This is a genomic window from Iodidimonas nitroreducens, from assembly GCA_000710935.1.
Lineage (GTDB): Bacteria > Pseudomonadota > Alphaproteobacteria > Sphingomonadales > Rhodothalassiaceae > Iodidimonas > Iodidimonas nitroreducens.
Genome location: BAYV01000041.1, coordinates 33,828 through 45,960, shown reverse-complemented (window position 1 = coordinate 45,960; position 12,133 = coordinate 33,828). Strand labels below are relative to the sequence as shown.

Sequence of the window (12,133 nt, the reverse complement as noted above, 5' to 3'; positions counted from 1 at the left end):
TCATTTTCTAGTCTGGAATTCTTACAATTCCCTTAAATCAGGGTCGCCAAAAGAAATAACAATAATCTTGCGTGAAACATGTCTTTTTTGGGCTTTGACGCCTCAGCCCTAAAGGCGCAGGATGCGGATGGTTATGGGCTGCAAGGATGATCAGGATGCACTTCACTGTTTTAAAGCTGCTGCTGATTTTTGTGCTGATCCTGGCCTTTAACGCCCCTGCTTTTGCGCTGGAGGCCGGGCAAAGCCTGCTGGATCGATCAAAAGCATGGATGCAAAAATCCCCATCCACCTCGTCGTTTAAGGATTTAACCGACAGCGACATGACCAAGGGCCTGCTGGAAGCTCTTTCCATCGCCACCGAACGCACGGTATCAAAGCTTGGGGCCGCTGGGGGCTATCTGGAAAATCCCAGCGTGCATATCCCTTTGCCGCGCTTTTTGGGAAAGGTGGATAAGGCCCTTGGGCGCATCGGCCAGAATGATCTGACCCAGGATCTTGAAATCCGCCTCAATCGGGCTGCCGAAGCCGCCGCCCCGGCGGGCCGGGCGCTTTTCATGCAGGCCATCGCCGATCTCTCCATCAAGGATGCCAAAGCGATCATCACCGGCCCCGATGATGCCGCCACCCGCTATTTCAAGGCGCAGATGTCGCCTGAATTGTCAAAAGCAATGCACCCGATCATCGAGGGCAGCCTGCGCGATGTGGGGGCCATCGCCCTTTATGACAAAAGCCTTGAAACCTATGGCGATATCCCCTTCATGCCCGATGTGAAGGGGGATCTGATTGCCTATAGCACCGAAAAGGCGATGGATGGCCTGTTTCATATTCTGGCCATCGAGGAAGCCGCCATCCGTGCCGATCCCTTGAAGCGCGGCAGCGATCTGCTGCAAAAGATTTTCGGCGCGCCATAAGCCCCATCGCCCTCAGAAAAACTGCACCCTCAAAGCGGGATATTATCGTGCTTCTTCCAAGGATTTTCGAGCTTTTTACTGGCCAGAATGCGCAAGGACCGGCATATCCGCTTCCGCGTTGAATGAGGCATGATCACCTCATCGATGAAGCCTTTCGACGCTGCCACAAACGGATTGGCGAACAAATCTTCATAAGCCCGGGTGTGTTCGGCGATTTTATCGGCATTGCCGCGCTCGGCCCGATAAATGATTTCCACCGCGCCCTTTGCCCCCATCACCGCGATTTCGGCGGTGGGCCAGGCATAATTCACATCGCCGCGCAGATGCTTTGAGCTCATCACATCATAAGCGCCGCCATAGGCTTTGCGGGTGATGACGGTGATTTTCGGCACCGTCGCCTCGCCGAAAGCGAATAACAGCTTCGCCCCATGCTTGATGATCCCGCCATGTTCCTGTGCTGTGCCGGGCAAAAATCCGGGCACATCCACGAATGTGAGGATGGGGATATTAAAGCAATCGCAAAAACGCACAAACCGCGCCGCTTTTTTCGAGCTATCGATATCAAGGCAGCCCGCCAGCACCATCGGCTGATTGGCCACCACCCCCACAGTTTGGCCATCCATGCGAGCAAAACCGATGATCATATTGCGGGCATGATTGGGCTGAAGCTCGAAAAAATCGCCCTCATCGACGATTTTTTCAATCACTTCATGCATATCATAGGGCTTATTGGCATTGGATGGCACCACACTATCCAGCGATATTTCCAGCCGATCAGGATCATCGAAGCTGGGCCGCTGCGGGGCCGCCTGCCGATTGCTCAGGGGCAGAAAATCAAAAACCCGCCGGGTCTGGATCAGGGCTTCCACATCATTTTCAAAGGCCACATCGGCCACCGAAGATTTCGTGCTATGGGTGATTGCACCCCCCAGTTCTTCCTGGGTCACCACTTCATTGGTCACGGTTTTCACCACATCGGGGCCGGTGACGAACATATAGCTCGAATCCTTCACCATGAAGATCATATCGGTCATGGCCGGAGAATAAACCGCCCCACCCGCGCACGGCCCCATGATCACCGAGATTTGCGGCACCACGCCAGACGCCAGAACATTGCGCTGAAACACATCCGCATAGCCCGCCAAGGAAGCCACGCCTTCCTGAATCCGCGCCCCGCCCGAATCATTGAGGCCGATCACCGGCGCCCCGGTTTTCATGGCCATATCCATGATCTTGCAGATTTTCTGGGCATGGGTTTCGGATAAGGCCCCGCCAAAAACCGTAAAATCCTGGCTGAACACATAAACCAGCCGACCATTGATGGTGCCGGATCCGGTGACTACGCCATCGCCCGGCACTTTCTGGTTTTCCATGCCGAAATCCGTGCAGCGATGGGTGACGAACATATCCGTTTCTTCAAAAGATCCTTCATCGAGCAGAACATCGAGGCGTTCCCGCGCCGTAAGCTTGCCCCGCGCATGCTGGGCATCGATGCGTTTCTGCCCGCCGCCCAGGCGCGCATCCTGACGCCGACGTTCCAGTTCCTGAAGAATCTCTTTCATGCCAGTCTCCCCGTCATTAGGCCTAGCCAAACGGCCCTTGGTTATTCTGCCTAACAGCCCTTATCAAATATCCATCATGATGGGGAGATTTTTAACGCCATCCGCGCTATGATTACGCCATGATCATCAATGCGGCGTCTGCAATTCCTGTTGCGGCTTTTGCCCCGGCGGCCATCGTGGCAGCAGGGGGCGATGCTGCGCAAACGGGTGCTAGCACTGCCACCCAACAACAAAATGCTGCGAATAATCCTCGCGCCTTCAATCCGGCCAATCAAACCAGCCTGATCGCGGGCCCCACCGCCATCGTCGCCCAGCAGATTTCGCCCCCTTCAGCCGCGCCTGAAGAAGCGCCCGATGCCCAAGCAACGGAGCCAGACACGGCCGCCGTGCGCCTGCCCACCCAATTAAGCGATGAAGAACGCGCCGTGGTGAATGATCTGCGGGCGCGGGATCGAGAGGTGCGCGCCCATGAAGCCGCCCATGCCACCGCCGGTGCGGGGATCGCCGGCCAGCCGCAATTTGAATTCACCACCGGCCCCGATGGCCGCCAATATGCCATCGCCGGTGAGGTGGCCATCGATACCAGCCCCGTGGCCGGTGACCCTGAGGCCACCGCTGAAAAGATGGAGCAAGTCATCCGCGCCGCCCTCGCCCCGGCAGAACCATCGCCGCAGGATCGGGCGGTGGCTGCCCAGGCCCGGGCGCAATTACAGATCGCCCGCGCCGAAGCCGCAGCCCTTGAGCGCGCCGAATTGCGCAATGAAAATCCCGCATCCGGTGAGGCGATCACCGCCAATGCCCCCGGTGCCATCGCTTCCGGGACCCCGGCTCCCGGGCTGAGCCTGTCGCTCATCGCCTGAAGGCTAAAGGATTCTTTCAGGCATAAGCGAATAACCGCCGCAGGATATCGCCATAAATATCGCCAAGGGCGGCAAGATCAGACAGCGAAACGCATTCATTGGCCTTGTGCATGCTGGCCCCCACCAGACCAAATTCCGCCACCGGGCAATAATTTTTGATGAAGCGGGCATCGGATGTGCCGCCGGTGGTGGAAAGTTCGGGGCGGCAGCCCAGCCGGGCCACGATGGCTTGGGAAATGGCTTCGGAAAAAGGCCCGGGCGGGGTGAGAAAGGCCTCACCCGATATGGCAATCGTCAATTCATAGGGTACACCCACCGCATCGAGCCGGTCGCGCACCCAGCGTTCAAGGCTTTCGCCGCTATGGAGATCATTAAAGCGGATATTAAACGCCGCTTCGGCCATGCCGGGGATCACATTGGTGGCATGATTGCCCACCTCGATGCTGGTAATTTCCAGATTGGATGGCTGGAAATGGGGTGTTCCTTCATCGAGCCGTTCGGCCCCCAAGGCATCGAGCAGGCGGATCAAACCGGGAATGGGATTGTGCGCCAGATGGGGATAGGCCACATGGCCCTGTTGGCCCTGCACCAAAAGCCGGGCATTGAAGCTGCCGCGTCGGCCGATTTTCACCATTTCCCCCAGATGCGAGGGATTGGTCGGCTCCCCCACCAAGCACATATCGGGGATATGGCCTTGGCCCGCCATCCATTCCAGCACCTTCACCGTGCCATTGATCGCCGGGCCTTCTTCATCGCCGGTGATCAAAAAACTGAGCGAGCCGGAAAAACCATCCCCCATCTCGGCCAGATAATCGCGGGCGGCGCAGATAAAGGCGGCAATCGCCCCCTTCATATCGGCAGCGCCGCGCCCCATCAGCACATCATCTTCGATGATCGCGGCAAAAGGATCCACCTGCCAGCGTTCGGGGTGGCCCACCGGCACCACATCGGTATGCCCGGCAAAACAGATATGGGGTGACCCCGTACCGATGCGGGCAAAGAGATTATCCACCCGCGCCGTGCCCGGCGATTCAAAGGGCAGGCGGGTGCAATCAAATCCCAGATCGGTGAGCACCGCCTGCACCAGATCAAGCGCCCCCTCATCGCGTGGGGTGACCGATGGGCAGCGGATCAAAGCCTGCGCCAAGCGCACCGCATCCAGCCCGCCGCCTTCAAGCGAGATATCCGACATGTTCACCATGCCATCAACTGCGCAACAAGGCATTGACCGAGGTTTTCGCCCGGGTGCGGGCATCCACCCGCTTCACGATCACCGCGCAATAAAGCCCCGGCCCCGGCGATCCATCAGCCAGGGGTTTGCCCGGCAAGGTTCCCGGCACCACGACCGAGTAGGCGGGCACCCGGCCCATGAAAATCTCGCCGCTTTCCCGGTCGATGATTTTGGTGGACGCCCCCAGATAAACCCCCATCGACAACACCGCCCCCCGTTCCACGATCACCCCTTCCGCCACTTCGGCGCGGGCCCCGATGAAGCAATCATCCTCGATGATCACCGGGCTGGCCTGCAAGGGTTCCAGCACGCCGCCGATCCCAACGCCGCCCGACAAATGCACATTGGCCCCGATCTGTGCGCAGGAGCCAACGGTGGCCCAGCTATCGACCATGGTCCCCGGCCCCACATGGGCACCAAGATTAACAAATGACGGCATCAGCACCGCACCTTTACCGATGAAGGCAGAATGACGAACGATGGCCCCGGGCACAGCGCGAAAACCGGCCCGCCGGAAATGCGCTGCCGTCCAGCCCTCGAATTTCGAGGGGACCTTATCAAACCAGGCCGTATTGGTGCCCGGCCCGCCTTCGATCAAAACCATATCATTAAGGCGAAAGGATAATAAAACCGCCTTTTTCAGCCATTCATGAACCTGCCATGGGCCGTCATCCCCCTCGCGGGAGGCGACCCGAAAGCGGCCCTCGTCAAGCCCCGCAAGGCAGGCGGCCACCGCATCGCGCACTTCCCCGGTGGTTTGGGTGTTGATTTGATCGCGCTGCTCGAAGGCATCATCGATGATCTGGCGTAAATTCTGGGGAGAAAGGTCTTGATGGGGCATGGATCGGGGCTTCTCGCAAAAGGCTGTTGATAAACGCAATCCTTAAAGCCCGGAGCATAGCCAGCGAAGCCCGACTGTCAATCTTCCCTGTTCTTTCCCAATCCCACAAAAAAGCGATGGGCCGGGCGGCGTTTAAAGCTGGGCGCGCAAAAAGGCCGACAGATCATCGGTTTCATGATGTACGGCCTTTGGTTCATGCTCCATCGCCCCATAGGCATAGCCGGTGCGCAGCCACACCGTGGTCATCCCCCGGGCGGCGGCGGGCACCAGATTACGGGCCATATCTTCAAACATCACCGCTTTTTGCGGATCGATCCGATACTGTTCTAAAAAGCGATCATAGGTCACGCCTGCCGGTTTGGGATGATAATCGGCTGCCGCGATATCGAACACATCCTCGATCAGATGATCGATCCCCAAACGCGCCATCACCCGCCCGGCATGGGGCACCGAGCCATTGGTGAACACGATCTTGCGCCCCGGCAGTGCCGACAAAACATCCGCCAGCTCAGGGTTGGGCGGCACCGGGCTGACATCAATATCATGCACCTGATCAAGAAAGCTTTCGGGGTGCACATCATGATGATCCATCAAACCGCGCAAAGTGGTGCCGTGGCTCAGAAAATATTTCTTTTGCAAAGCCCGGGCAGCCTCCAGATCAAGGCCCAGAAGTTCGGCAACAAAAGCGCTCATCTTCACATCGATCTGGCTGAAAAGATCACAGCTTGGTGAATAGAGCGTATTATCCAGATCAAAAACCCAGGTTTCAACATTCTGTATTTTGGGAAATACCATATTTTCTGCCAATATCTGCTCGCTTATGCGCGTTTCATCGTTCAGTCTTACCGCATGATATTAAGCCCGCTTTAAGATCAAATCCCTTAAAATCACGCATTATGAACACATCCGGCATCACATCGAAAATGGATAAGAGCGGCAATGGCTTCAAGGGCGAAGGCGAAAATGCCTCGCTTTTGATCGCCCGTGCCGAATGTCCGGCCATGCTGGTGCATGTCAATGGCGCGGTCATCCAATCCAATGAACAGGCCCAACCGCTGGCCCGGGCAATGGATGATCGCGATCCCGATTTGCGGGGGCTTATCTTCAGCGCCGCCGCCAATGGGGCACCGGCCACCGGACGGGTGATATTGGGCGAGCCGGAAGCCCAGCATCTGGTTTATGAAATTCAGGTGATGCCCTATGAAAGCAGCCATCTGCTGATCACCGCTCGCGAGGTGACCTTTGAAAACAATCTCACCCGGGCCTTGCTCAAAAGCCGCGATCTTTACAAGGATCTGATGCATTGCTCGGCGGATTTCGGATGGGAAACCGATGCCGAAGGGGCCTTTAGCTATGTCAGCCCCACCGGGGCTTTGGGCTTTGCCGCCAAAGATATGAATGGCCGCCGGGCGGAAAACCTGTTTCAACTAAGCCCCGAAGATGCCCGCATCGTTTTCTCTACCCGCCTGCCCCAACGCATGACCAAAGTACGGGCCTGCGATCATCAGGGCCACCCGGTTCTGCTGTCGGTGTCCTGCGTGCCGGTCACCGATCCTGAAGGCGCATGGTGCGGGGCGCGGGGTGTGGCCCGCGATATCACCCGTGAAAATGAGCGCGAGATCGCCCAAAAGCTCGATCAGGCGCGGCAATCGCTTTTGGCCCGCATCGTGCTCGATATCCGCATGGAGGCCGACCCGGCGGAAATCGTTGCCTCTGCTGCCGAGGCGGCGGCTCAGGCCCTGCGATCCCATCATGGCTGGGCTTTGCGCCATGAAGCCACAGATGATACCAATCCCATGATCCACCATAGCCCCTTGGATCAAGGCGGCGATCTGGTGGATATGGCGCTTTCGGCCCTTGATCAAACTCTCCGGAATGGGGGCGAAGATGGGAGCCAGGATGGCATCGAGGATGCACGGGTTGAACTGGGCCATGGCGATATTCCCTGCCTGATCGCCTTTGCGGGGCCCGCCCAGGGCATTTCCGCCACCATCGTTTTTACCCGCGATGCTTCGGCCGAGCCATGGCGCGCCCATGAGGTGGAACTGGTGCATGGCATTTGCGGGCATCTGGCAATTGCCCTGAAACAGGCCGCTATGGTGCATAAGCTGCGCATCCTGTCGCGCGTCGATGATCTGACCGGGCTGCTCAATCGCCGGGCTTTGTTCGAGGAGATGAGCGCCCGGCTTGGGCATCAGAAACGCAGCCGCAGAGAAGGCTGTTTTCTGTTCATCGATCTGGATCATTTCAAGCAGGTGAATGATCGTTTGGGCCATGCCGCCGGCGATGCCGTGCTGCGCAAGCTGGGATCTTTGCTGCGCAACAAAAGCCGGGTGGGCGATCTGGAAGGCCGCATCGGTGGTGATGAATTTGGCCTGTGGCTGCAGGATACCGATTTAAGTGGTGCCGAGATCAAGGCGCAAAATCTGCTGGAACTGGTGCCCCTCTTGCGGGAAACGGCGGGGGATATGAACTCGCCTTTGTCGATGTCGATCGGCATTGCCCGCAGCCGTCCCGATCATCCCGATAGCCCCGAACATCTGGCGGATCGCGCCGATCATGCCCTTTATGCCGCCAAGCAACAGGGCCGGGCGGCGATTGTCGTCGCCCCCGACGACGGGGAAAATAATGTCGTCGCCCCTGATGAGGTGGCCTCCCCCCAAAAGGAAGGCGCCGCCTGATGAGCACCGACCTTCCCCCCATGGATGAGGAGTATCTGAAGGCCCGCAGGCTACTGGTGGAGGGCGAGGTGGAAGATCGCATCACCCTTGCCAAGGATCACAAAACCCGGCCCGAGGTGCTCTATTTTCTGGCTGAGGATGAAAGCCCCGATGTGCGCCGGGATGTGGCCGCCAATGCCAGCACGCCCCATCAGGCCGATCTGATATTGGTTGGTGATGATGATGATGGGGTGCGGGCGGAACTGGCGCGCAAAATCGCCCGGCTGGTGCCCGGCCTTGATGCCATGGAAAGCGGCCGCCTTCATGATCATGTGCTGGCAATGCTTGATCAGCTTGCCAAAGACAGTCTGCCCAAGGTGCGGGCCATTCTGGCCGAGGAAATCAAGCGATCCGCTCTGGTGCCGAAAACGGTGATCCTGAAGCTGGCGCGCGATCTTGAAGAAACCGTTTCCTGCCCGATTTTGGAATATTCGCCGCTTTTGGATGATGATGATCTGCGTGAGATCATCGCCGCCGGGCTATCGCAACAGGCGCTGGTTTCCATCGCCCGGCGCGATCAATTGAGCGAAAACGTCTCGGATGATATTGCCGGAAGCCTTGAAATCCCCGCCGTTGCAGCCCTTCTGGCCAATCCCAGCGCCCAGATTCGCGAAGAGACTTTGGATCAGATCATCGAGCAGGCGCGCCAAGTCAGCGCGCTCCACAAACCCCTGGCCCTGAAGCCCGCGCTTTCAATCCGGGCGATGAAGCGCATCGCCAGCTTTGTCGCCAGCGCTTTGGTGCATCAGATGATCGAAAGCAGTGGGCTGAACCATCAGGCCGCCGATGGCCTTTTGGATGAAGTGCGCAAGCGGATCATGACCGAACGGGTGGATGATAGCGAAGCCCAAAGGCTGGCGGAACAGGCCCGCGATCATTACCGGCGGGGGATGCTCACCGATGACTTCATCGCCGATAGCATCACCGCCAATCGGCGCGAGCTTTTGATCCAGTGTCTGGCGGTGATGAGCGAACTGGAACCGCGCATCGTGCGCCAGATTCTGTTTTCCAAAAGCGGCCGGGCGGTCACCGCACTGGTCTGGAAGGCCGGGCTTTCCATGCGCACGGCCTTTCAGATGCAAACCGAAATCGCCCTCGTCTCGCCCGCCCAGCGCATTGCGGCGCAAGACGGGAAAGACTATCCGATGGATGAGGACGAAATGGTCTGGCAGCTCAGCTATTATACCGAGTAGGTTCGCGCCCGGCTTATTCGGTGGGCAAAAAGCCTTCGATGGAAAGATAGCGCTCGCCCGTATCATAGCAAAAGCCAAGGATGGTGCTGCCCTTATCGATTGAGGGCAGTTTTTTGGCAATCGCCGCCAAAGTTGCCCCCGATGAAATCCCGATCAGCATCCCTTCTTCACGGGCGGCCCGGCGGGCCATTTCCATCGATTCCTGCGGATTGACCTCGACCACCCCATCGAGCAGGGAGACATCAAGAATATCGGGCACAAAACCGGCACCAATGCCCTGAATGGGATGCGGCCCGGGCTTGCCCCCTGAAAGCACCGGCGAGGCTTCCGGCTCGACCGCCAGAACCTGCAGATCGGGATAGGATTTTTTCAAAATTTCCGCGCAGCCGCCAATATGCCCCCCGGTGCCCACGCCGGTGATCATATAATCAAGGCCATTGGGAAAATCGGCGAGAATTTCCTGCGCCGTGTGCTTGCGATGGGCATCCAGATTGGCAGGATTGGTAAATTGCTGCGGCATCCAGGCGCCGGGGGTGCTTTCAACCAGCTCCTTGGCGCGGGCAATCGCCCCCGACATGCCTTTTTCCCGCGGGGTCAGCACAAATTCGGCACCATAAGCCAGCATCAGCCGCCGACGTTCGATCGACATGCTTTCCGGCATCACTAAAATGAGCTTATAGCCCTTCACCGCCGCCACAATCGCCAGACCAATGCCGGTATTGCCCGAGGTCGGCTCGATGATCACCCCGCCGGCTTTCAGCGCCCCCGATTCTTCCGCTGCCTCGACCATGGCAAGGGCGATCCGATCCTTGATCGAGCCGCCGGGATTGACCCGCTCCTGCTTGATCCAAACCTCGTGGCTATCGCCGAATAATCGGTTGATCCGCACATGAGGGGTATTGCCGATAGTCTCTAAAATCGTTTTCGCGCGCATGGCTGTCGTCTCCTGTCAATCAAGGTCATCATTGATGCCGCACGCGGCGCGCGCGGTTGTATCTGCTGATCAGAGTTCAGATGGTAAAATCATCGGATCGTTCGGGTTCGGGCTCGGCCAAACCCTGCCACCCCACCGAGCGATACATCACCCGGCTGCCCGGCGGCACGCTTTTGGTGAGCCACACATTGCCGCCGATCACCGATCCCCGGCCAATCACCGTCTCCCCGCCCAAAATCGTCGCATTGGCATAGATCACCACATCATCCTCGATGGTGGGGTGCCGCTTGGTATTTTGATAATCCCGCTTCACGCTCAAAGCACCCAAGGTCACCCCTTGATAAATTTTCACATGATTGCCGATCACTGCCGATTGGCCGATGACCACCGATGTGGCATGATCCAGAAACAGGCCATGGCCGATGGTGGCCCCGGGATTGATATCAACCCCTGTCAGGCGATGGGCATATTCGCTCATCAATCGCGGTAATAGCGGCACATTTTCGCGCACCAGCCGATTGGCCAGCCGATAGGCCGCCACCGCATAAATGCTGGGATAGGCCAAAATCACTTCATCCAATGATCCCGCTGCCGGGTCTCCGGCCAGAGCGGCTTCGGCATCTTCGCGCACCGTATCGGCAATTTCGGGCAAAGCGCGGGCAAAACGCAGGGCAATGCCCGCAGCCTCGGAGCACTGTTCGGGCATCACTTCGCACAGCACATAGCGCAAGCGCCCCATCATCTGGATCATCCGGGCTTCGATCTCGCGCGCTGATTTGGGCCTATGGGGCGAAAGATGGGGGAAAATCAGGCCCATGCAATCATCAAGCAGGCGGCCCGCCTCTTCCATATGGATATCGGGGATCTGGCCATAATGGCCATGCCGTTCAATGAGCGCTTTGGCCACACCCAAAAGATCCGGCGGCGCATTTTGCATGACCTCATCCATCAGCGAAAATCCTGCTTTAAGGGCATAGACCCTAAATCTTTATCACAATCTGAGCACACATCCATTTATTAAGGAGCCAGATCGCGATACGCAAGGCACAGCAAAGCCATGGTCACAAGAGCGTGACCAGAAAGCCGGGCCAATCGGGGTGCAAGGGATCAGCCCAAAAGCGCAGGATAATGCTGATGGGCGGGATCATCGCGCATCAGTTGATCGGATAAATCCATGACCTGCGTATTCACCTGCTTCATGAAATGGGCTTTATCGGTGCTGTGGGCCAGCGGGGCGCCAATGATATAAACCACCCGCCCCGGCCGCCTTTTGCCCAAGCCCCGGGGCCAGTGCAGGCCGGAATTGGTGGCCATCGGCACCACCGGCAGGCTGCCATCCTCCTGCAGATAATAGGCCCCGCTTTTCAAAGGGCGATGCTGCCCCGGCAATGTGCGGGTGCCCTCGGGAAAAACCACCAGCGGCCGTTTGCCTTCGCGGATCGCGCGGATGACCCGGGGCATTTCCTGATGCGCCTGCCCCGATTGCCGATCGATGCGCACGATATCCAGCTTACGCAGCAACAAACCGATCACCGGCACCCGAAATAATTCTTTTTTGGCCAGTGCCGTCATATCAGGCAGATGATGGAAAATCACGATGGCATCCAGATCCGACATATGCTTTGAAACAATGATCAAGGCTTCATTGGGGCGCAGATGTTCAGCCCCCCGCACCTCAACCGTGATCCCGGCAATCACCCGCGCCATCCATAAAACCGCATGGGTCCAGAGCCAGATGCCCCGGCTCATCGCCCGCCGACCGGGTAAAGGAATGGTGATTAATAAACCTGTCGCCCATAACAAGGTAAAAGTGTAAAATGCGAGATTGAAAAGGATTGACCGCACGATTTTTATACTCCACCACCATTTGTAAAAGAAATG

11 protein-coding genes are annotated in these 12,133 nt (G+C 58.0%); 4 read left to right on the top strand and 7 right to left on the bottom strand.

The window, feature by feature from the left end; genetic code table 11:
• Positions 1-155 precede the first annotated feature (155 nt).
• Positions 156-911 carry a DUF4197 domain-containing protein gene (locus AQ1_RS11755; protein ID WP_052371248.1) on the top strand — a complete coding sequence of 252 codons (756 nt, stop codon included), beginning with the start codon at positions 156-158 and terminating at the stop codon, positions 909-911.
• 29 nt (positions 912-940) lie between these two features.
• Here the strand turns inward: AQ1_RS11755 and AQ1_RS11750 are convergent, their stop codons facing one another.
• Positions 941-2,473, bottom strand: coding sequence for an acyl-CoA carboxylase subunit beta (locus tag AQ1_RS11750; RefSeq protein ID WP_042087505.1), 1,533 nt, complete (start codon positions 2,471-2,473; stop codon positions 941-943).
• Between the two features lie 119 nt (positions 2,474-2,592).
• On the opposite strand from AQ1_RS11750, the gene AQ1_RS11745 reads away from it, so the two are divergent.
• Entirely contained in the window at positions 2,593-3,333 is a 741-nt protein-coding gene (locus AQ1_RS11745) for a putative metalloprotease CJM1_0395 family protein (protein ID WP_052371247.1), read from the top strand.
• Positions 3,334-3,349: 16 nt separating this feature from the next.
• Here AQ1_RS11745 and dapE read toward each other — a convergent pair whose 3' ends face one another.
• The 3 genes from dapE to AQ1_RS11730 form a co-directional block, all read right to left on the bottom strand.
• Complete coding sequence (gene dapE / locus AQ1_RS11740) at positions 3,350-4,525, bottom strand: succinyl-diaminopimelate desuccinylase (protein ID WP_042087502.1); 1,176 nt, start codon at positions 4,523-4,525, stop codon at positions 3,350-3,352.
• A gap of 13 nt (positions 4,526-4,538) precedes the next feature.
• Positions 4,539-5,405 carry a 2,3,4,5-tetrahydropyridine-2,6-dicarboxylate N-succinyltransferase gene (gene dapD, locus AQ1_RS11735; RefSeq protein ID WP_042087500.1) on the bottom strand — a complete coding sequence of 289 codons (867 nt, stop codon included), beginning with the start codon at positions 5,403-5,405 and terminating at the stop codon, positions 4,539-4,541.
• A 132-nt stretch (positions 5,406-5,537) separates the two neighbouring features.
• Complete coding sequence (locus tag AQ1_RS11730; RefSeq protein ID WP_042087499.1) at positions 5,538-6,200, bottom strand: pyrimidine 5'-nucleotidase; 663 nt, start codon at positions 6,198-6,200, stop codon at positions 5,538-5,540.
• Positions 6,201-6,328: 128 nt separating this feature from the next.
• On the opposite strand from AQ1_RS11730, the gene AQ1_RS11725 reads away from it, so the two are divergent.
• Entirely contained in the window at positions 6,329-8,086 is a 1,758-nt protein-coding gene (locus tag AQ1_RS11725) for a sensor domain-containing diguanylate cyclase (RefSeq protein WP_161760594.1), read from the top strand.
• The gene (locus AQ1_RS11720; RefSeq protein WP_042087492.1) at positions 8,086-9,318 is read left to right on the top strand and encodes a DUF2336 domain-containing protein; all 1,233 of its coding nucleotides are present in this window, start codon (positions 8,086-8,088) and stop codon (positions 9,316-9,318) included. Before AQ1_RS11725 ends, AQ1_RS11720 begins: the two co-directional genes overlap by 1 nt.
• Positions 9,319-9,331: 13 nt before the next feature.
• Here AQ1_RS11720 and cysK read toward each other — a convergent pair whose 3' ends face one another.
• The 3 genes from cysK to AQ1_RS11705 all read right to left on the bottom strand — a co-directional run bounded on the left by cysK (position 9,332) and on the right by AQ1_RS11705 (position 12,097).
• Positions 9,332-10,252 (bottom strand): cysteine synthase A, encoded by a 921-nt coding sequence (cysK, locus tag AQ1_RS11715; RefSeq protein WP_042087491.1) that lies wholly within the window; start codon positions 10,250-10,252, stop codon positions 9,332-9,334.
• 76 nt (positions 10,253-10,328) lie between these two features.
• Positions 10,329-11,201, bottom strand: coding sequence for a serine O-acetyltransferase (locus tag AQ1_RS11710; protein WP_081837309.1), 873 nt, complete (start codon positions 11,199-11,201; stop codon positions 10,329-10,331).
• A 158-nt stretch (positions 11,202-11,359) separates the two neighbouring features.
• The gene (locus tag AQ1_RS11705) at positions 11,360-12,097 is read right to left on the bottom strand and encodes a lysophospholipid acyltransferase family protein (RefSeq protein ID WP_161760592.1); all 738 of its coding nucleotides are present in this window, start codon (positions 12,095-12,097) and stop codon (positions 11,360-11,362) included.
• Between the last annotated feature and the right edge of the window lie 36 nt (positions 12,098-12,133).